At 44.7% G+C, this 21558-nt stretch carries 19 protein-coding genes and 1 tRNA gene; 14 read left to right on the top strand and 6 right to left on the bottom strand.

What is annotated here, in order from left to right:
• Positions 1-135: 135 nt before the first annotated feature.
• Genes dnaG through ACIM339_RS07630 form a run of 4 tightly spaced genes read left to right on the top strand, consistent with a single transcriptional unit; the run spans position 136 to position 4405 of the window.
• Entirely contained in the window at positions 136-1383 is a 1248-nt protein-coding gene (gene dnaG / locus ACIM339_RS07615; RefSeq protein ID WP_015284034.1) for a DNA primase DnaG, read from the top strand.
• The gene (locus ACIM339_RS07620) at positions 1380-2870 is read left to right on the top strand and encodes an ATP-binding protein (RefSeq protein WP_015284035.1); all 1491 of its coding nucleotides are present in this window, start codon (positions 1380-1382) and stop codon (positions 2868-2870) included. Before dnaG ends, ACIM339_RS07620 begins: the two co-directional genes overlap by 4 nt.
• Positions 2857-3240 (top strand): cytidine deaminase, encoded by a 384-nt coding sequence (cdd, locus tag ACIM339_RS07625; protein WP_048103910.1) that lies wholly within the window; start codon positions 2857-2859, stop codon positions 3238-3240. Before ACIM339_RS07620 ends, cdd begins: the two co-directional genes overlap by 14 nt.
• Before the next feature lie 25 nt (positions 3241-3265).
• Entirely contained in the window at positions 3266-4405 is a 1140-nt protein-coding gene (locus tag ACIM339_RS07630; protein WP_015284037.1) for an MFS transporter, read from the top strand.
• Between the two features lie 30 nt (positions 4406-4435).
• Here the strand turns inward: ACIM339_RS07630 and ACIM339_RS07635 are convergent.
• Positions 4436-4520 (bottom strand) — tRNA-Leu (locus tag ACIM339_RS07635).
• Positions 4521-4614: 94 nt separating this feature from the next.
• Between ACIM339_RS07635 and ACIM339_RS07640 the strand changes: the two genes are divergently transcribed.
• On the top strand, positions 4615-5439 hold the full coding sequence (locus ACIM339_RS07640; RefSeq protein WP_015284038.1) for an FKBP-type peptidyl-prolyl cis-trans isomerase: 825 nt from the start codon (positions 4615-4617) through the stop codon (positions 5437-5439).
• Here the strand turns inward: ACIM339_RS07640 and ACIM339_RS07645 are convergent.
• Positions 5436-5855 carry an RNA-binding domain-containing protein gene (locus tag ACIM339_RS07645; RefSeq protein WP_015284039.1) on the bottom strand — a complete coding sequence of 140 codons (420 nt, stop codon included), beginning with the start codon at positions 5853-5855 and terminating at the stop codon, positions 5436-5438. The two genes, ACIM339_RS07640 and ACIM339_RS07645, sit on opposite strands and share 4 nt — an antisense overlap.
• A 47-nt stretch (positions 5856-5902) precedes the next feature.
• On the opposite strand from ACIM339_RS07645, the gene ACIM339_RS07650 reads away from it, so the two are divergent.
• Both ACIM339_RS07650 and ACIM339_RS07655 read left to right on the top strand, forming a co-directional pair.
• Positions 5903-6613 carry a TrmB family transcriptional regulator gene (locus tag ACIM339_RS07650; protein WP_015284040.1) on the top strand — a complete coding sequence of 237 codons (711 nt, stop codon included), beginning with the start codon at positions 5903-5905 and terminating at the stop codon, positions 6611-6613.
• Positions 6614-6648: 35 nt separating this feature from the next.
• Positions 6649-6996, top strand: coding sequence for a response regulator (locus tag ACIM339_RS07655; protein ID WP_015284041.1), 348 nt, complete (start codon positions 6649-6651; stop codon positions 6994-6996).
• On the opposite strand, the gene ACIM339_RS07660 is transcribed toward ACIM339_RS07655, so the two are convergent.
• Positions 6977-8353, bottom strand: coding sequence for an amidohydrolase (locus tag ACIM339_RS07660; RefSeq protein ID WP_015284042.1), 1377 nt, complete (start codon positions 8351-8353; stop codon positions 6977-6979). The two genes, ACIM339_RS07655 and ACIM339_RS07660, sit on opposite strands and share 20 nt — an antisense overlap.
• 68 nt (positions 8354-8421) lie before the next feature.
• Between ACIM339_RS07660 and glmM the strand changes: the two genes are divergently transcribed.
• Both glmM and ACIM339_RS07670 read left to right on the top strand, forming a co-directional pair.
• Entirely contained in the window at positions 8422-9774 is a 1353-nt protein-coding gene (gene glmM, locus ACIM339_RS07665) for a phosphoglucosamine mutase (RefSeq protein ID WP_015284043.1), read from the top strand.
• Positions 9775-9817: 43 nt separating this feature from the next.
• Entirely contained in the window at positions 9818-11011 is a 1194-nt protein-coding gene (locus ACIM339_RS07670; RefSeq protein WP_015284044.1) for a cation:proton antiporter, read from the top strand.
• Here the strand turns inward: ACIM339_RS07670 and mtnA are convergent.
• A complete protein-coding gene (mtnA, locus tag ACIM339_RS07675) occupies positions 11001-12014 on the bottom strand; it encodes an S-methyl-5-thioribose-1-phosphate isomerase (RefSeq protein WP_015284045.1) in 1014 nt (337 codons plus the stop codon). The genes ACIM339_RS07670 and mtnA overlap by 11 nt on opposite strands.
• Before the next feature lie 91 nt (positions 12015-12105).
• On the opposite strand from mtnA, the gene ACIM339_RS07680 reads away from it, so the two are divergent.
• Entirely contained in the window at positions 12106-12354 is a 249-nt protein-coding gene (locus tag ACIM339_RS07680) for a hypothetical protein (protein ID WP_015284046.1), read from the top strand.
• Position 12355: 1 nt separating this feature from the next.
• Positions 12356-13066 (top strand): ATPase domain-containing protein, encoded by a 711-nt coding sequence (locus ACIM339_RS07685; protein ID WP_048103912.1) that lies wholly within the window; start codon positions 12356-12358, stop codon positions 13064-13066.
• Here the strand turns inward: ACIM339_RS07685 and ACIM339_RS07690 are convergent.
• Positions 13053-16508 (bottom strand): tetratricopeptide repeat protein, encoded by a 3456-nt coding sequence (locus ACIM339_RS07690; protein ID WP_015284048.1) that lies wholly within the window; start codon positions 16506-16508, stop codon positions 13053-13055. The genes ACIM339_RS07685 and ACIM339_RS07690 overlap by 14 nt on opposite strands.
• Positions 16509-16583: 75 nt before the next feature.
• Here ACIM339_RS07690 and ACIM339_RS07695 point away from each other — a divergent pair, with 75 nt between their 5' ends.
• A complete protein-coding gene (locus tag ACIM339_RS07695) occupies positions 16584-17795 on the top strand; it encodes an adenosylhomocysteinase (protein WP_015284049.1) in 1212 nt (403 codons plus the stop codon).
• Between the two features lie 80 nt (positions 17796-17875).
• Here ACIM339_RS07695 and ACIM339_RS07700 read toward each other — a convergent pair whose 3' ends face one another.
• A complete protein-coding gene (locus ACIM339_RS07700; RefSeq protein ID WP_015284050.1) occupies positions 17876-19006 on the bottom strand; it encodes an MFS transporter in 1131 nt (376 codons plus the stop codon).
• Positions 19007-19075: 69 nt separating this feature from the next.
• Between ACIM339_RS07700 and ACIM339_RS07705 the strand changes: the two genes are divergently transcribed.
• Both ACIM339_RS07705 and hflX read left to right on the top strand, forming a co-directional pair.
• Positions 19076-20344 (top strand): folylpolyglutamate synthase/dihydrofolate synthase family protein, encoded by a 1269-nt coding sequence (locus ACIM339_RS07705; protein WP_015284051.1) that lies wholly within the window; start codon positions 19076-19078, stop codon positions 20342-20344.
• Positions 20326-21543 carry a GTPase HflX gene (gene hflX / locus ACIM339_RS07710; RefSeq protein ID WP_015284052.1) on the top strand — a complete coding sequence of 406 codons (1218 nt, stop codon included), beginning with the start codon at positions 20326-20328 and terminating at the stop codon, positions 21541-21543. Before ACIM339_RS07705 ends, hflX begins: the two co-directional genes overlap by 19 nt.
• The last annotated feature ends 15 nt before the right edge of the window (positions 21544-21558 follow it).

Consider the following 21558-nt stretch of genomic DNA (forward strand, 5'->3'; position numbering starts at 1 on the left):
TTGCCCATTGGGGCATAATAACAAAGTTTATAAACCCTGCTTCCATAAACCTATGGGGAAAATGGTCATCCTCACCTCATCACATATCACGCTCACACACCTCACAAACTCATTGCGTAACCCAAAGGGGGAGCGATGGCTATTTTCCCGAAGAACAAGGAGGTGAAGAAATTGAATACGGACCCCTACGCAGCAAAATATCTGATAAGGGCAAGCATTGAAACAGATGGAATTGTGGAAAGACCAGATGTTGTTGGAGCAATTTTTGGACAGACTGAAGGTCTTTTGGGCGATGAACTGGACCTTAGAGATCTGCAGAAAAGCGGAAGAATAGGAAGAATTGAGGTTGATATAAAATCCGAGAAGGGAAAATCTGTCGGTGAGATTCTCATTCCCTCAAGTCTGGATCAGGTTGAAACCGCCATACTTGCCGCCGCTCTGGAGACCATTGACCGTGTTGGCCCATGCCGCTCCCGTGTTAAGGTCATATCCATAGAGGACATTAGGGCCACAAAGAGGCAGAGGGTTGTGGATCGTGCAAAGGAACTTTTGCAGATGCTTCTCAAGCAGGGTAAGCAGGTTAGCGAGGACCTCGTGAAATCTGTAAGAGAGGCTGTGGAAATTGAAGAGGTTGTGATCTATGGTGAGGATCATCTCCCTGCAGGACCAAATGTGGAGAAGAGCGAGGCAATAATCGTGGTTGAGGGGAGGAGTGATGTTATCAACCTCCTAAATTACGGGATAAAGAATGCCATAGCCGTAAACGGCACAAACGTGCCAAAAACGATAATTGAGTTGAGCAAGAAGAAGATTGTAACCGCTTTCCTTGACGGAGATCATGGTGGAGACCTGATACTCAAGGAACTTTTGCAGGTTGCAGACATAGATTTCATTGCAAGAGCCCCTCCCGGATACGAGGTTGAAGAACTTACATACAAGCAAATAGTCAAAGCCCTGAGAAACAAGGTACCTGTGGAGCAGTACATAGCCACTCACAATCTGGGCGATATAAAGAAGGAAGAGAAGGAAGGGAAGAAAGAGGATAAAAAGGAAAAAGAGCCAAAAAAGGAGGAGAAAAAAGAAGAAAAGAAGGAAGGTGAGGATCTAGTCTCACTTTTCAAGGATCTAAATTCAAAGAAGGAGGCTGCGCTGCTCAAGGATAATAAGGTAATTTTGCGAATACCCCTCAATGAATTAATTGAAAAATTGAAGAGTGCCAAGGAGAAGGGAGATACCCTGGTCACAGGCGGGATAATATCCCAGAGACTCGTTGATGTGGCCCACGAAAAAGGCATAGGCAGGATAATAGGATACAAGATAGGAAACGTGACGAAGAGACCCCTAAATATGAAATTGCTCACGAAAGATATGGTGAAGAAATGATAGATCCGAAAAAAGGTTTATCCCTGAATGATTTTGAAACGACGAAAGAAATAATCATACCGAGAGATCCACTTGAGCGAGTAATAGGCCAGGACGAGGCAATAAAAATTGCGAAGATTGCAGCAATGCAGCACAGACACCTGCTCCTTGTTGGCCCACCCGGAACCGGCAAGTCGATGATAGCCCAAGCCCTGGCACTGCACCTCAAGCCCCCCACAGAGGAGATCAGAGTTGTGCACAATCCCCAGAATCCAGAAAGGCCCTTCGTGGAAGTTAAGAACGCTAGGGAGGTTGAGGCAGAAAGTATGGAACTGAGATCGGCAGAGGGAAAACTGATAGACCCAAGGGAAGCACCTGAGCATGTGGCCATAAAACTTGGATTCAAATGCGCGAAGTGTGGGACATATTCCTCACCATCGGAACTCGTGTGTCCAAAGTGTGGAACTCCCAAGGTTTCACAGACCACGCAGGGGCCATTTGCCGATATTTTTGGAGCCCTGGGGGCTGCATTTGGAATAGCCGCACTTCCACCAAGGGTCACCACCACGGTTTACGAGGGCGGTGTGGAGAAGGTAATCGTTTACGAGAGAGATGGTGATAAGATCAGAGTTTTCGATGAGAAAGCACTTGAAAAAAGGAGGGCCCTTGAAAAGAAGAAGCCCTACAAGGTGATAGTACCTCTCAAGAGAAACCCATTTGTCATGGCAACGGGCGCAAGCGAGACGGAACTTCTTGGAGATGTGAAACACGATCCCTATGGCGGGCATCCGCAGCTTGGCACCCCTCCCTACAAGAGAGTTGTCGCAGGAGCAATACACGAAGCCCATCAGGGTGTGCTCTTTGTGGATGAGATCACGCACCTTGGTCCACTGCAGAGAAACATTCTAACTGCAATGCAGGAGAAGAAGTTCTCAATAGCGGGGAGAAATCCTCAGAGCGCAGGGGCAAGTGTACGTGTGGACGATGTGCCCTGCGATTTCATACTTGTGGCTGCCTGCAACATTCAGGATGTCCCCAACATTCTCTCACCTCTCCGCTCAAGAATAATAGGAGAGGGCTACGAGGTTCTTGTGAATACAACAATGCCGGATACTGAGGAAAATAGGGCAAAATACGTTCAGTTTGTAGCCCAGGAAATTGCCTCTGACGGGCGCATACCACATGCCACCAGAGATGCTGTTCTTGCGATAATTGAGGAGGGTAGGAGGAGAGCCAAGGCAATAGACAATGAAACGGGTTTGACCCTCAGGCTCAGAGAAATGGGAGGACTCATCAGGGCCGCCGGAGACCTTGCAGTGTACAATGGCGATAGGTACATAGAGAGAAAGCACGTGGAAGCGGCCATTAAACTTTCAAAACCTGTGGAAGAGCAGATAAGGGATAGATACGGGGCCTATGAGGCGGGAGTGGCCAGAGATGTGAGTGCATCCCAAAGAACAGCCATATATAACTACTGGAATGAAAGTGATATTGATGGATACCAATAACCTCATTGAGATGGCAAAAAAGGCCAGGGAGAAAGCATATGCCCCATACTCAAATTTCAGAGTTGGTGCAGCAGTTGTTGCCTGCGGAAAAGTATTTACCGGCTGCAATGTGGAAAATGCATCCTACGGACTCACAATATGCGCTGAGCGGGTGGCCATTTTCAAGGCCATAAGTGAGGGATGCAGGAATATTGAGAGGATCGCAATATACGCAGAAAACATGCCCTATCCCTGCGGTGCATGCCTCCAGGTGATGGACGAGTTTTGCAAGGATAATTGCCAGATAATAATATCTGATGGGAAGAGGGTGGAGGAGTACTCCTTTAGGGACCTTCTTCCCAGAAGATTCTCCCTTCAGCAAAACGATTAAATTCTTTGCATCAATATACAATTGAATGCGCAGATGGAGAATCTACGGTTCCATTCTCATAATCCCCATATTTGGGGGGCTGGCAGCCAGGTTATTACGCATAGTTCTGGCCTTCACCCTTCGCAATATGGGACTGAGTGTTCTTGAAATCACAATTCTATCAAGCACTTTCATGCTTACCAGGGGTCTAAGTGCACCCATTATTGGAAAACTAGCAGACAAGAGCATCAGCAGATTGGTAATAATACTAATCGGATTCGTCGGGCTGGGGATTGATTCAATACTCTACCTGGTTGTACCCTACCCCTATATGATTGCCCTGAGAGCTCTGGATGGACTCTACGGTGCAATGGCATGGACCACAATGCAGGCCCTTGTACATCTATCTTCACCCATCAAATTCCGAGGCAGGCTTATGAGCTCCTACTTTATGATGGGAGGGCTGGGCGCTTCAATAGGCTACATATTTTACAATCTCCTGCTTGGGAACGAATACTGGGCCATAATAACCGTGACAATGTTCTATCTCATCAGTGTATTTTTTGCAATACCGCTTAGAGATGTGAAGGATAAGAAGGTAAAAAAGGAAGAAATGAGTAGGATGAAAAGAGATTTTCCCTCTTCACTTTACACCCTGAATTTCTTCTACGGTATGTTCCTATCCCTTGGAGCGGAGGTGCTCTGGTTCTATCTGGCAGAAAACATGGGATTTGGAAAATACAATACAACACTTTACCTCTCCATCTTCACATTCGTGGCCATATTCGGCACATTTTTCATGGGTCACATGGCGGATAAGAAAAGTTACTCCTACACACTATGGCTTCTCGCTCTTCTCTCCCTGATCTCAGGAACTCTCCTGATGTTGAACTCAAAAATCGTTGTGCTCATCGCCACACTGGTATTTTACATAAGTGGCAGGGGATTTCTACCAGTAGCCAGGAGTTTTGCCGCATCGAAGACCAAGACCCTAGGAACATCCTTGGGACTCGTGAATATGAGTTCAAACATAGGCTCTGTTCTCGCCCCCCTAATCGGAGGTGCAATGTACGATTCACTGCACCCCTATCGTGTATTCAACCTGAATATGGGTGCTGCAATATTTTTCATCATGGGCCTTCTCATAACGATAAACACCTACATTCTCCTTCATGCAAAAAATTAGATCGAGTTGAAAAATTCTTAAATTTTTTAATGCGGGGGGCCGGATTCGAACCGGCGAACCCCTACGGGAGTGGATCTTGAGTCCACCGCCTTTGACCTGGCTCGGCAACCCCCGCTCAATATGTCACAATCCGTGATTGTGGTTTAGGATTTAATTTTTTCTGGAATTGAGCGTAAGTTATATATTAGAAATAGGCATTAGCCGCCCTAATGAAAGCATCCACCTACGCACTTATGATAACAATTCTGGTTGTTGTAGCCGCTGTTACTGGCACGTATTTCCTAACAGGTCAGGGTAACAGCCAGCAGAGCGTACCCATAGTAAAGCCTGGAGATACAATATCCGTTAAGTACTACGGTTACATTTATTATGGCGGCGAGAGAAGAATTTTCGATACAAACATTAAACAGGTCGCGGAAGATAACATAACATATCCAAAGACTGTAAGTTACAAATGGACAGGAAATTTTGATCCCCTGACTTTTAAAGTTGGAAGTCACACAATGATCCCAGGCTTTGAAAAGGGAGTAATAGGGATGAAACTAAACGAGACAAAGACCATCGTTGTGCCACCCAGCGAAGGGTATCCATTTGATTGGAGCAAGGTTAAAAACTATTCACTTGTACAGACAATACCAGTTGTGCAGAACCTTTCTCTTGAGCAATTCAACAAGAGGTTTGGAAAGGTAAATCCACTGGATAATGCGGTGTACAGGGATAAAGAGCATGGATGGAATTGCCTAATTCTCAAAATAGATGCAACAAATAACATAGTTACGATAATGAACAACCCATCTGTTGGAAATTACTACCAGCCCTACAAGAACATAAGCGCCCTGCAGATATACGTGGAGAAAATCTCAAATGGGGTAATAACCTTCAAATACGTGATAGAACAAACGCCCATCCTGCTCCCCAACGGAGGAATCATCGACTGGCAAAATAACACAATGTTCCGCATAAATTTCAACAAGGAAGTTGCAGGTAAAACGCTCTACTTCGTTGTGACTGTGATAAAAATAAAGGAAGACTAAATCCCCTCCACATATTTTTTGAAATTCTCAATGGCCCTGTCCTTCTTCATAGGATAGCTCTCTATCTTTGCGTGCATGGCTATGGCATCTCCGCCTGTGGTCAATGCGGCCTTTTCCAGGTATGCCTGCTGCTTATCAAATCTCAAATAGAGCATTCCATGCTCGTCCACAAGTTCATCCAAGATAGGCAGGATTTCATCCACGATTCCCATATCCTTCATCCTTCTCCAGAAACGCAAAATCTCAGATTTCTTCTTTATTTGAAGCTGCAATATCACGATCCTGTTCCCATAATAGCCCTTTTCCTCAGATTCATCGAACCTATCATGACCAGTTATAAAGCCCATGGCCTTGCGAACCTTGTCAATATCCTCCGTGGCATGGACAAAGCAGCGGAAATAAATGTACTTGATCATGGTAGGTGAATGGAAGAACACAAATATATGTTTGCCCATACACAAATATGGATCCCAACAACGCCATAGAGGAGTACAACAAAATTGTCAGCACCCTTCAAAAACTCGGACTATCCCAGTACGAAATTCGGGCATTTCTTGCCCTTCTAATGCTTGGAGTGGGCTCTGCAGATGTCATAGCTAAAAATGCGGATATTCCACGGACATCAGCATACAAGGTTCTGGATTCGCTTGAGGAGAAGGGATTTGTGATATCCTCAAAGGGAAGACCAAAGATGTACAAGCCCGAGGATCTTGAGGTTATAAGGAGAAATATAATGAACGAGATAGACGAGTTGTTTAAAAAACTTGAATTTGTGGAGAGCATATTTATGGAGAAGGGAGAGCCACAACTCGTTTACACAATATACGGAACAGATAAGGTAATGAAAAAGATTGCTGAGATGATAGACATGGCTGAGAGAGAGATAATCATATCAACTCCAAAAATCTCTGAAATTCGAAGAAAGCTGGAAAAAAACATAGAAAGGGCAATAAACAGGGGCGTAAAAATAATAGTTGTTACCCAGCCAAACCAACGGGCTCCACCTGGCACACAGGTTTACAGAAAAACAGGACTCATGGCCACAGATATTGTGTGCGACAACAAGAGGGCTCTGCTGGCAAGCCCTGAACTAAATGCTTGCGGTTACACGGACAACCCGGCACTGGCCCAGCATCTGACGCACTTCATAAACATACTGATAGAGAAGGAGTGAAAGTTTTAAATCTTTTAACTTCATTAGTTCCACCAGTGGGGATAAAAATATTGCTTGTGGATGATAACGAAGAACTGCTGAAACTCTACAGCATATTTCTCAGGAGATACGATGTTCTCCTGGCAAAGAATGGCAGGGAGGCCGTTGAAATCTACAAGAAAGAATCTCCAAATCTCGTGATCATGGACATAAAAATGCCGGTTATGGACGGAATAGAAGCAACAAAACTCATCAAGGAATTTGATTCTGAGGCAAAAATAATAGGAGCAACGGCGTACCATGACAAATATGTGGAGGAGATGGTGAGCGCCGGAGCACTGGAAGTTCTCAAAAAACCATTCAAGTACAGGGACTTACTGAACATCATTGAGAAGTATACATGACCCTTCCTCCCACCAAGGTCATTTTGATCCTCATCTCCCGCATTTTGTCAAACTCGCCATCCAACACCACCAAATCCGCCACATAACCCTCCCGTATTTCCCCAAATTGAGGGCCAAAATACCTGGACCCCCGTGTGTAAGCTATTACAGCATCCTTTAAACCTATTTTCTGGGCATCGTACTCGCTCTCAACAGCCAGGCGTATCCCAAATAACGGGTCCATGGGCATACAGTCTGACCCAAACAGGAGGGTTTTTCCATAATTCAAAATTATTCTGTAAGGATTGTTTATTTTAAGCCACTGCTCACCGAGCATTTTCTCGTACAATCCACCCTTCTTTGCCCATTTAAGAAAATTCGGCTGCATACTCACCTCCTCGGGAAGCGTGGAAATGAAATCCTCATAGGCCAGTTCAAAGTGCTCAATTCTGTTCATTTTCTCCCCACCGTAGGCCCTAATAACATTCTCAATGGCATAATTCCCTATGGCATGGGTGAATATCCTTATCCCGTTTCTGTTTGCATCCTCAACAAATTTCTTCAACTTTCGCACAGAAAGCATTGGTTTTACTTCCTCACCATCCACGTATCTCGTTGCTGCCGTTTTGGCCCCTATGGAGCCATCTGCAAAAAGTTTAAAGGCACCGATTCTGAGATACTCGTCTCCAAATCCGCTTTTAATTCCCAGGGAACGAAGGTACCTGTAGGAAGATTCGTAGAAATTGGCATATATCCTGATTTTGAGCCTGCCCTCAGCGTGCATTGCCATGTACCTTCTCAAAGTATCCCCATCTGCAAAGTCGTGTACGCAGGTAACACCCTTTGAGAGAGCATAATCCTGAGCGTAGTCAAAATCAAGGGTTTTGCCAATATCAAGTTTCCTCAGCAATTTTTCAAGTTGCCCCTCCCTGACTATGCCTCCCTCACTCTCAACTCCAAACTGCCTCTCGGCCATGGTATTTATGGATGCCAGATGTCCATCTTCCCTTATAAGCACAACAGGTCTGCCGGGGCAGGCATTGTCCAGTTCATCCCTTTCCAAATATTTTTTATTTCTCCAAAAACTCTCATCCCAGCCACGACCCAACACTATTCTCCTGTTGCAACTCCTAGCCACAAGGGAAAGTACCGCATCACGGCTCAGGTTGGTTAGGTCGAGCTCGCTATGCATAAGCGCAATGTTACTCAGATGAGTGTGAGAATCGCAGAAACCGGGAAGAAGCCACGAGTCATGGAGATTTATTTTTCTGGCAGCATCTGGCAAATTTCCCTTTCCCACTTTCTCTATTCTGCCCTTTCGTATGAGCACATACTCGGCATCCTCATTATCAAATACCCTGACATTGTAGAGGAGCATGAATGGTAATCCACCAAGGAATATAAAAATATGAGTAAAGTTTATCTATCTGGGCTCTATGCTTCACTATGCGTCTATTTGGCACCAATGGAATTCGCGGAAGGGTGGGTGAGGATTTCACCCCAGAATTTTTGACAAAGATAGGGCTGGCAATAGGCTCGTACCTTCCAAGGAGTGCGAATGTGATACTCGGCACAGATACGAGGATATCTGGAGATATGGTTAAATTCGCCGTAATCTCGGGGCTCCTTGCCTCCGGAGTTAACGTTGTGGACATTGAAATTGCACCCACTCCTGCCATACAACTCTACACGAGAGAGCATGGAGATTTTGGAATCGCCATAACTGCAAGCCACAACCCCCCAGAGTTCAACGGGGTAAAATGCATTGCGGGAGATGGCACAGAACTGCCACGCGAGGAGGAGGAGAGGATTGAGAAAATATTCTTCTCGGAAAAATTCAGGATTGTGAATTGGGAGGATGTGGGAGATTATACAAAGGGAGGAAATGCAAGGGAAGAGTACATACGCTCCATACTTCAAAGGATTGACGTGGAGAGCATAAAAAATAAAAATTTCAAGGTGGTGCTCGATTGTGCCAACGGAGCATCCTGTTTCACATCCCCATATCTCCTGGAAACATTGGGATGTAAGGTAATAACCCTAAACTGCCAGCCAGATGGCAGATTTCCAGGTCACGAAAGCGAGCCAAAACCTGAGAATCTCAGGAACCTCGTGTCCATGGTAAAGGCCACAGGCGCAGATCTGGGTATAGCCCACGACGGAGATGCTGACCGGGCGATTTTCGTTGATGATAGGGGCAGGTATCTATACGGGGACAAAACACTCACCCTTGTTGCAGAATACGTAGTAAGGAATAAAAGCGGAATTGTTGTTACGCCTGTGAGTTCGTCCCTATCTCTTGAGGAGGTCGTGAAAAAACACGGGAGCAGGGTGCTGTACACCAAGGTGGGTGCACCGATTGTGGCAAGAAAAATGATTGAGGTAAAGGCCATTTTTGGTGGCGAGGAGAACGGTGGGCTCATATTTCCAGAGCATTTGGTTGCGAGGGACGGTGCCATGGCTCTGGCAAAGGTGCTTGAAATTCTGGCGAAGAGCGGAAAGAAACTGAGTCAGTTGATTGATTCCCTGCCACAATATTATCAGAAAAAAATAAGCGTGAGATGCGCCAACGAGAAAAAAGAGAGGGCCCTTGATATTCTCAAAGAAAAATTGAAAGGAGAGAGAATAAACACGATAGACGGAGTGAAGATAATGGGGGAGAGTTGGTGGGTGCTCATACGTCCATCGGGCACAGAACCCATCTACAGGATATACGCAGAAGCAAAGAGTGAGGAAGAACTTAACACTATTGTGGAAAGATACAAAAAAATTCTGGAGGATGCCGTGAGAGAGGCATGAGGCACAAATCTTATTTAGATAAAAAATAATATCCTCCACTACCATGCTGCTCAACAACATCACAGGTGGACAAGGTTCCATATACCTCGTAGTCAGTCTTCTGATGATTCTGGGCCTTCTGTTCGGATTCTTCTTCAGAAAAATTCGCCTAACAGATGTGCTTGCCTACCTTTTTGCAGGACTTCTTCTTTCAATTATAGGATTTAAGGCATCTAACGCATTCTTCAACATTGTCACGGGGGCAACCCTATCCCTTGTGGGGTACATTGTGGGTTTGAGTTTCTCAAGGAGATTCCTGAAGATGATGGGCAAAAAGGTCATGATCATCCTGGTGGTGGAGGTCATAGTGACCTCCTTCACCGTTATGCTATTCGTTTACGCATTCACGAGAGATCTCGCTCTTGCAGTGCTTCTGGGCTCCTTGGCACCTGCAACTGCTCCCGCAGGCACCATAGCAGTGTTTCGCTCCTTATCCTCCCATGGAGTGCTAACCGATGTGGCCACCGCTGTTGTAGGCTTGGATGATGCTGCAGGCATTATAATGTACGTCGTGGGCATAATCTGGACAAAGGGACTTCTCGGGTATCACGTTACAATAGGAGCTGCCATTGTACATGCTCTCTGGGAAATATTTGGAGCATTTCTACTAGGGGGTACCTTAGGATTGATTTTCAGTTATGCCGGCAAAAAAAGATCCTTCACCCCAGACCATCAACTTGTTCTGGGTGTTGCGGTGGCACTGCTTGGTTGGGGAATAGCATACGTGATTGGCGTATCAAACATCCTAACAGCAATGGCTGTCGGTATGACCGTAATAAATATGAACCAGGAGCTGGGTGTTAGCAGTTACAAATCCATAGACTCCATAATGACTCCAGTGTACATCCTCTTCTTCGGGGCAATAGGCATGGAGATCAACTTTGCACTTCTTGAGGCACTCTGGGCAGTGGCTCTTGTTTACTGCCTTGGGAGAACAGTTGGAAAGGTTATAGGTTGCGGATTTGGCTCATGGATAGCCAGGGCAGAGAAAAAACTCCAAAAATATCTCGGAATTGCCCTTTTAAATCAGGCAGGGGTGGCAGTGGGTCTTGCGGCCCATGCAGCTCAGGAAATTTCAAGTTCACATCTTGGAGCCATAATCATAACGCTCATTGCAGTGACCACTGCAATATTCCAAATAGCCTCGCCATTGGGCACACAGTTTGCAGTGAAAAAAGCCGGAGAGGCTATGATTTAGCCTGCCTCTCCAATTTCCATATTTCATCCGGCTTGAATATACCCTTCTCCGTGATTATTCCTGTGATGTATCTCGCAGGAGTAACATCAAAGGCAGGATTCCTCGCCCTGCTTTCCTGTGGTGCAATGCGACATTCTCTACAAAACAGAACCTCATCTTCGCGACGCTCTTCAATGGGTATCTCATCCCCCGTGTTCAAAGAGAAGTCAAATGTGCTTATGGGTGCGGCCACATAGAATGGTATGCCATTCTCATGGGCCACAACCGCTTTTTCGTATGTGCCTATTTTATTGGCAACATCTCCATTCGCGGTGATTCTGTCCGCACCGACAATTACCATATCAACCTCCCCCTTTCTCATGAAATACCCCGCCGCATTATCCGCTATGACGGCATGCTCTATTCCTTCCTGAACCATCTCCCATGCAGTTAACCTGGCTCCTTGCAATCTTGGACGGGTCTCATCAACCCACACGAAAATTCTCTTACCCTTGCGATGCGCCTTGCGAATTGGAGCAGTAGCCGTGCCCCAGTCCCCCACAGCCAGAGCTCCAGCGTTGCAGTGCGTCAGAATGCGATACCCATTTTGAATCAGTTTTTCTCCATGTTCACCAATCTTCTCGCACCTGCCAATTATATCCTCCGCATATTCATTCGCCTTCTTAACTGCATCCTCGCCAGACTCAATGGCCTCCTTCATTCTTTTAAGCGCAAAGAATAAATCATGGGCCGTGGGCCTTGTATTGCGCAATTTCTCAAAGACCTCCTCTATATCCCATTTGTTGAGCCATGCTTGGGCCATTCCATAGGCCGCCGTAATGCCTATGGCCGGAGCTCCGCGAACCACCATTTCTTTTATCGCATACGCCACATCCTCCGTGCTCTTCGCCTCGTAAATTTCAAATTTGGCCGGCAGCATTCTCTGATCTATAAGCTTCACGATTCCATCCTCAAACCAAACTGCACGCATCTCCTTAGTCTTACCATTCACATTTATTCTCATAAAATCACCAAGGGGTTAAAAGATTAAAAAGATTTATAGGTTTGGCACGGGCACATAAATTTTATATACATTCGCTCACTTATATCAATCAATGGATTCCAAGGATATTATAGATTTGAAAATCGAAAAGACCCTGTACCCTTTATTTGGAAATTTAAGTGAGATTATTGTGGAAACCAACAGGAGGAAAATTGACAAAAATGGACTCGATGAAAAAGAGTACGCCCGAGCCATAAGCGAAGAGATAAGAAAGTTCATAAAGAAATTTGCTGGGGAGGAGCTGGCAAATAAAACATACCAAGAATTGGCAAAATCTCTCAAATTTGAAATGGGTGAGTGAAATGGAGTTTGTGAAAACATATGTTGGGGGTCTTGATGATAAAATAGATGGTGGGATACCCAAGGGCTCAGTAATCCTCATATCCGGGCCAACGGGAAGTATGAAATCCAGTTTTAGTTTCTACATAGCGTACAACCACCTTAAAAACACCAAGAATGGAAGCGTGATTTACATCTCCCTTGAGCAGAGCAGAGAGAGCCTGTTAAAGCAGATGGTCAGCCTTGGAATGGATATAGATAAATTGCCAGAAAATTGTGAATTTAGCATATTTGACTGGGGTTTAGTGAGGAAAATTGTGAGAGATTCTGGGAAGCAGGAGGACGTGAACTGGCTTGAAGCAATTATAAACCCAGTTAGGGAATTTGGAAAAAATAGAAAACTGGATTTTGTGATACTTGATTCTCTAAATGCCCTGTACGCCATAACAAATTTAGAAAATCCAAGAAACCAGCTATTTTTCCTCTTTGAAGCATTGAGAGAGTTGGGAGCAACAACCCTTGTGATATCCGAAACATCGTACAATTCAATGCAATTTGGTACCTACGACGTTGAGGGTTTTCTGGCGGATAGTATAATTCACCTCTCAATGGAAAGAATAGGCAGAACCCTGGGAAGATACATCTCAATAATAAAAATAAGGGGTGTGAAACACTCCACCGATTACTATCCGCTTCTTGTGGATACCAAGGGCTTCAGAATCATATCTCATTAAACCTTTTCTCAACATCCAAAATCTTTTCCTTGAGTCCCAGTTGCCGGTAAATCTCAATGGCCTTGAAGAGGATATCCTTAGCACGCTTCTCACCATTCTTTTTCAAGCAGAGGGCATAATAAAAATATGACTCTGCCACATAAAACTTGTAATCAAGATCGGAGTATTCCCCTATAGTACTCTCAAAAATCTTCTTAGATGATACCATATCCCCATCACAGTTTAAATACGCTTCAAGAATGCGAATATATAGAAAATTCACCCTGTCTCTGATCCGGTCAGCAATCTCCCTGGCACGGGATAGGTAGTTCAGAGCCCTATCCCTGCTTCCAAAGCGGATCTGATACTCCGCGTTGACTATGAAGTGATCCATAAGGAGGTAATCCTCCTGAATGTACTTTTTCAGAGAGTATGCAAGTTCAATATGTTTTATGGCTCTCTTTCCATCTCCAAGCGCCACATAGACCCTGGAAAGATAAGTATGTGATGCAAACTGCTGGGTAAGGTAAAATTTTTCGTTTGCTATATCAAGAGCCCTGAGAAAGTACTCAATGGCCTCAAGATACCTTCCCATCTCTATGCATAGTTCTCCAAGAGATAGAAGATGCTCGCACATTCCAAACTTATTATTTAACTTCTCTGAAAGCTGTAGGCTCCTCTTTAGATACTCGAATCCATCCACGTAGTTTCCATGTCTGCTGTAAAGCACTCCAATATTGCTGTAAAATCCTTCCAGAAGCCTGTCATTTCCAAGTTTCTCAATTATTTTCATTGCCTTTCTGTAGTACTCTTCAGCCTCCCTTATCTTTCCCATCTTCTCATAGGTAACGCCCATGTTATTATAGGCTCTGGATAAATGGTCCATATTTCCCATTTTCTCGCTTATATCCAGATACTTCATCAGATACTCTATGGCCACATCGTATTTCGTAAGATGATTGTTTATAACTCCAAGTATGTTGTATATCTCAGCCAGTTCACCCATGTCTCCGATATCCTCTGAAATTTTTAGAGCATCGGAAGCATATTTAAGTGCCTCTCTGTACTTTCCCTCCATATAGTAAACGATCGCAATGTTCCTCTTGGCCCTTACCTCATCTACCCTGCTTTTATACCTCTTGGCGTAGTTCAAATACTCCTTTAAATTTTCAAGAGACTCTCCAAAATTTCCAATTTCCCAGTTAATTATTCCGAGCTCACCTATTATTCTCGCCCTGTCCATCCCTTCCGCAATCTCGAAGTAATTTTCAAGCACCTCCCTGGCCTTTTCCAGGTTGCCCATGAGCCGATAAACCATACCGATCTTGGTCCCAAGATAAACCCTTTTATCCTCCTCAAATTTCAACGCGTTCTGAAAAGCTTCAACAGCATTTTCATAATCACCAGTCGCAATGTACCACTCCCCAAGCCTTGTGTAGAGATCTCCCAGCAAGTGTTTTTTATGGTACCTCTCTGCAATTTCCACGGCCTTTTTCAAATAATCGATGGCGCTCTGAAAAGCGAGCATATTAACTGCCTCATCGGCTGCCATTTTGAGAAATTTCACAGCCCGCTCCTCACGGGCCATATAGTAATGGTAAGCAGCGAGAAAAAGGAAGTTCCTCCTCTCGGCCCACTCACCGATCTTACGATGTAATTCAATGCGGGTGTCCTTGGACATATTTCGATAAACAACCTCCCGATATGGGGAGTATGTGAAACGAAGAAAATCTCTATCCAGCTTAACGAAAAATTTATCCATTTTATCCATAAAAAACTGGTACTCTGGATAAAACTCTTCAACAAGCTGAATGGGTATCTCGTTTCCCGCCACAGCAAGAAATCTTATGAAGTTTAAATGGGCATCATCCAGAAGATCGATCTGCATTTCAATGCTCTCTCTGATCGTGTCAGGCAAATGCACGCTCTTATCCTCCCTTGAAAAGTAGCGGGCCATATTTATTGCGAGAAGTGGATTTCCCTCACTGGCATCGTATATGGCATTGAAATCAACATCAAATCCCAGATGAGTGAGCATCCTCTCAATATCGTTCCTCCCAAGAGGTTTTAACCGTAAAATCACAGAGTTTCGCTCCCCCTGAAGCTTGGAAATCATATTTAGTGTCTCCCGATCCCCCGCTATATCCTCACTCCTGTACGTGAGTATGAGCATTATCTTGCTCTCTCCTATATTTCTCGCAAGATAGTCTATAAGTTCAAGAGAGCTGGTATCAATCCACTGAACATCTTCAAATACAAGCAAAAATGGTTTTCTCTTTGAATAGTTGTGCAGAAATTTGAATATCACATCGTAGAACTTCAAAGATGCCCGTTCATTCACCTTTGATGCTCCATAAATTCTCTCCAATCCCTGATCAATGAGATCCAGGAAGAATTCAATATCCCCCTCCATATGGGGAAAATACATCAGGTAAACCCTTCTTCCAAACTTGCTGGCATAATCGCTCACCGCCTTGAGCCAGACATAAACCATCCTCCTGTCGTTATAATGCACGAGGGTCCCAAGGCATTCAATTGCCACATCCAAACCACCCCTTATGGCTTCGGATATCTTTTCAAATATCTCAAAATCCAAACGCGTGGGATGGATTCCGTGGGGAGACACGTACAAGGTATTTTCACCATCAACTTTCCTGTCAACCAAACGAAGGACATGCTCCTTCGGAATAGAATCCGTGAGCACAACAACCGGAGGAGTGATTACATCTTCCCACTCAACAATAACCTTCTCATCAAATATCTCCACAATCAATTTTTTCTCCTCATCAGTCAGGTATTCCATTTTTCCCGATACAAGAACTATGTGCCTATTCTGCGAGATGGATCGGAGTGTGTGGAGAAAATCAACAACCCTATCGATGCCCACCATGTAAATCAGGTAATTCAGGTTCTCAATGTAAACAACCTTTCTTTCCTCACCACTCAAAAAATCGTAGATGTGAGATGTGAGTTTAAATTCAATGTCATACGGGCTCACACTTTCTTTCTCCGTCTGTGTTTCTGTGAGCCATATGGCATCTTTCCTTTTCGGCTTGCGAATGGTGAAATACGCACCCTTTATCCTCATACTCAGTTCCTTGTATATCCTGTAACCTCCCCCATGGCCAATCTCGTCCACGAAAACCATTCTGTTTTCCCCTGCAATTCTTTCGACAATTTCAGAAATTCTCCTTTTCCACTCCTTTTTCCTTATCTCTTGCAAACTGCCGTAATCTTCCAGCGCCTGTGAAAATGCCATGTATGGGATGTACTTTGAAGATGGATCCCCTCTGCTTTTCAAAATCTGAACATCTTTCAAACCCTTCAAAAATTCCTCAATAAGCGCGGTTTTCCCGATGCCTGCAGGCCCTTCAACAAGAATCACCTTACCTCTACCTTCCCTTACCTCTTCCATATACCTATGCAGCGTATAAAGCTCTTTCTCGCGACCCACAAACCGCATCCAATTAAATAATGGCGTTCTTGTATTTAAATGATGCAACCCAAAAAATTTCAAAGGTTAAAACATTACGGGTGTATGGAAGGAAAAAACAAACTTGAATGGGCAAAATCCCACATGGCTGTTCTCTCACAGATCAATGGTAGATTTTTAAAAGAAAGACCCTTCTCAGGCCTGAAAATTGGTATGGCACTTCATGTAGAGGCAAAGACTGGAATTCTGGCATTGATACTCAGGGATGGGGGCGCGAAGGTTCGCCTTGCATCCTGCAATCCCCTAAGCACTGATGATGATGTGGTTCAGGCGCTTAGAGAAGAAGGCCTTGAAGTCTTCGCAAAAAAGGGTGAGAGCAGGGATGAATACTACGAAAACCTGTATCATGTGCTGGAGATGGAGCCGGACATAATAATTGACGACGGCGGAGATCTTACCACATTACTTCACACGGAATATAGAGAGATGAAAATAATGGGCGGCAATGAGGAAACAACCACCGGAGTGATGCGCCTTAAGGTGATGGAGAAAAAAGGTGTGCTTAGATTTCCAATGTTCGATGTGAACGACGCGAAAATGAAACACCTATTTGACAATCGGTACGGCACGGGGCAGAGCACCCTGGACGGTATAATGAGTGCCACGAATCTCAGCATATCTGGAAAAACTGTTGTTGTGGCAGGATACGGCTGGTGCGGGCGCGGAGTTGCGATGAGAATGCGAGGAATGGGCGCGGATGTGATCATAACGGAAATAGATCCTGTGAAGGCAATTGAGGCAAGAATGGACGGATTTAGGGTTATGAGAATGGGCGATGCAATACGCCAGGCAGACATGGTGGTGACAACCACTGGAATGAAGGATGTCGTGAGAGAGGAGCATCTGCGGGTGGCGAAGAATGGAATTCTCCTGGCAAATGCCGGGCATTTTGACAACGAGATTTCAAAGGAAGCACTGGAAAAACTTGCCCACGGGAAGAGAAGAATAAGAAAATATGTTGAAGAATACGATCTTGGAGATAGGAAGATATACCTCCTCGGCGAAGGTCGTCTCATAAACCTTGTAGCTGGACAGGGACATCCCGTGGAGATAATGGACATGAGCTTTTCAATTCAAGCCCTTACTGCGGAGTACATAGCGAAGAAGCATGAGAATCTGAAGCCCAAGGTTTACTCGGTGCCAGAAGAGATAGATAATACCGTGGCGGAGTTGAAATTGAAAGCAATGGGAATTGAAATTGATTCCCTAACGGAAGAGCAGAGAAGATATCTGGAGGAGTGGAGAGAGGGAACGTGAATATCAGCCCGACTCGTCAAGCCCCCTCATGGCTCAGGAGCTCTCCCTGCCGGGCCAATCAGAGATGCCCGTACTGATTTTTATCCTTTTCTGTTCTCAGGAAGGGCAAAGACGAAGAACGATGCAATGAGCATAGAAAGGGTAAACGCTATGAATGGCCAGAACCAAGATGCAAAGAATCCGGGAACAAGAGGTCCGATTATGCCACCTATTCTTCCTGCAGAATTGGCGAAGCCTGCACCGGAGCCACGAACCTTCTTTGGATATAGTTCCGGCGTAAATGCGTAGAGTGCACCCCATGCTCCAAGATCAAAGAAGGATATGAGGATAGCACCCAAGAGTGTGGCACGGGTTATGAACAGATATGCGGAGAGGGCAGTTACAACCATGAACGAGAAAAGAACCTTGCGCCTACCTATTTTCTCAATCAAGTATGCGGAGAGCAGGTACCCGGGAATCTGGAAAAGGTAGGATATGAAGACAAAGAGCGAGGAGTGCAAAAGGGGATAATCCTCCTCAAATATCTTGGGAAGCCACACAAACATACCATAGTAACTGAAGGCCATGGCAAACCATACGATCCAGAGGGCATAGGTGTGGGGCAGTTTCAAAATCTCGGTCACAGGCACTTTTTTTCTTATCTTTACAACCGATTCGGGCAGGGCTTTCCACAGCAGAAGAAGGAGAAGCCAGAACAGGGCTATGAGGTAATAGACCTTCCAGTGCACTCCCAGCCTTGGAAGCAAAAGGAGAGACATAAGAGAGGCAAATACCCAGCCGTAGGTCCAGAACGAATCCAAGAGAACCACCATTCTTCCACGGATATCCTGATCCGAGGTTTCGCTCACCAGCGTGCTCAGAATTGGAAGAACTATTCCAAATCCCATACCTGCAATGAAACGCAGGAAGAAGTAAGCCCAGTAGTTACAGGCGAAGAACATAAGGGCGGTTGCAAGAATGTGAACCGGAGTGGCAGCAATTATTATCTTTCTCCTTCCGAACTTATCGGAGAGATAGCCAAATATGAACGAACCAAAGAACCAGCCAATCAATGTGATGGAAACTAACGAGCCAACCAGAAGTTTTCCGCTTGGATTGTTTCCAAGTCCAAGTTCACTTATTATGTTTCCCGTGGTGAATGTAACAACCGCCATATTGTAGGCAATGGCCGCCCAGAACAGCCCGGGCACCAGCAGACCGCGATAGCGCATATGGGAAAATAAAAATGGGGTATAATAAACTTCCTAAATTTTTAATACAATCCCGCAATGAAGGATGCAATGGAAATTCCAGAAATTGAGTACATATACAACCTTCGCAGATTCGGTATGAAACTGGACCTGAGCGTTATGAAGGAGTTTGCAGAACTGCGTAATAATCCTCAGAACAGGTTCAAGAGCGTGCACATAGCAGGAACAAACGGCAAGGGCTCCGTTGCGGCAGCCATATACTCAATTCTGAGGAGAAATTACAGCGTGGGCCTTTACACCTCACCCCATCTTGTTAGGTACTCGGAAAGGATAATCGTGGACGATGAGGAGATTGAAGAAAACTACATCGTGAATTTTGTGAGAGAGTTGAAGCCACTCATTGAGAGGATGGCAAAGGATAACAGAAATCCAACATTTTTTGAGGTTACAACGATGCTTGCCTTTGAGTACTTCTCCCATAAAAATGTGGATTTTGGTGTTCTGGAGGTGGGGTTGGGCGGACGTCTGGATGCAACAAACATAGTGGTTCCGGAGATAGCGGGCATAGTCACCATCGATCTTGACCACACACATATCCTTGGAAACACCCTGCATGAGATAGCAAGGGAGAAGGCAGGAATAATAAAGGATGGGATACCCGTGGTTGTGGGTGAAAATAAAAAAGAGGCGGAATATGTGATAAGAAAAATAGCAGAGAGGAGAGGTGCGGCATATCACAACATATGGGAGGAAATGAGAACTGAGAGAATAAAAATAGGGCTTGATGGACTGGAGTTCACAGCCCATTCACCATTGAGAGACTACAAAATAAAGGTTCCTCTAACGGGTAGACATCAGATTACAAATATGCTCGTAGCCATAAGAAGTGCCGAGATTCTTGGAGAAAACTACTCGATTTCAAAGGGGGACATTGAAGAGGGTCTTCGGAGAATGAAATGGAGGGATAGGTTTCAAATAAAGATGTGGGAGCCCTTGCTCATATTTGATGGTGCACACAATCCATCAGCCGCAAGAGCCCTAGCATCCACCATAGGGGATTTGAAAATAAAAAATCCCACATTCCTGTTCTCCATGCTATCCGATAAGAACATAGAGGAATTTCTGAGCATAATCTCCCATATGAGCCAGAGGATCATCGTGACGGAAATAGGATACGAAAGAAGAAAAACAGAACTTGAGGACATAGTGAGGTACGCAAAAAAATATTTCAAGGATGTGATTCCATTCAAGTCTTCATGCGATGCTCTTCGCTATGCGATTGAGAATGAGAGAAAAATCGTAGCCACGGGCTCCCTGTATCTTCTGGGGGAACTTGAAAAATGCCTGATGTCATTGTAGTCTCAGATGGAAACGAAGAGTTTGATAAACTGGTTAAATCCCTGGGCTACAGGATCTCCTATCATATTTTCTGGAGAGGAAAGATAAACCCAAAGTACTACATCTCAAAGGGTAAGATTGAAGAATTGAAGGAAAGGGCTAAAGAAATCAAGGCTGAAAGGGTTATTGTGGATGGAATTTTGAAATCATCCCAGTGGTACAATCTTGAAAGGGAAATAAAACTACCCGTGGACGATCGCATAAAACTCATAATAGACATATTTGCAGACAGGGCCAAGAGCAGGGAGGCAATGATGCAGGTTGAGTATGCAAACTTAAAATACGAGATTTCGCACGTGCGTGAGACGATTCACAGAATGCGCCTGGGCGAGCACCCTGGATTCATGGCCGGAGGAGAGTACGAGGTGGCCGATTACTACGAGATGATAAGGAGAAAGATGGCAAAAATAAGAAAAGAACTTGAGAAATTAAAGATACAACGAGAGGAGCGCAGAAAGAGAAGGAGGGAGGAGGGATACATACTTGTTGGCATAGCAGGGTACACCAACACGGGAAAGAGCACGCTTTTAAAGGCGCTGAGCGGAAGAGATGTGCCCATAGAAGACCGTATGTTCTCCACACTAAGCACAAGGACATCCAAATTGGGAAAGGAGAAAATACTGATCACAGATACAGTAGGATTCGTGGATAACATGCCACCCTGGCTTATAAGGGCATTTGAGCCTACTCTCGAGGAGATCTACCATGCTGATATCGTTCTTCTTCTACTGGACTGCCATGATGATCCTGAAGAATTCAGAAAGAAATTCATACTGAGCTTAGACATTATCCAGAGCAGGGTTCGGGGAAAAATAATACCTGTGATAAACAAGATAGACGGATGCAGGGATATAAAAGAGAAGATTGAAATCCTTGATGATTTAAGCAAACCCGTTCTCATATCAGCCAAGAACGGGATGGGCATTGAGGATCTCATAGGAAGAATAAAGGAGGAGATGAAAATCGCAAAATTCTACGCCGAAGTTGAGAAAGGAAGTAGGGCCTATGAATTCATAATGAGGTTTGGAAGAGTAACGAACGTTTATGGAGTGGAAAAGATGAAAATGGTGTTTGAGATGCCAGAGCACAAATACAGAGAACTCAAAAGAATGTTTGACGAAAATTCCACAGGAAATGGAGGGGTCTTAAAGAAGATATAAACCTTTTGGTAAATT

The organism is Aciduliprofundum sp. MAR08-339, assembly GCF_000327505.1.
Lineage (GTDB): Archaea > Thermoplasmatota > Thermoplasmata > Thermoplasmatales > Aciduliprofundaceae > Aciduliprofundum.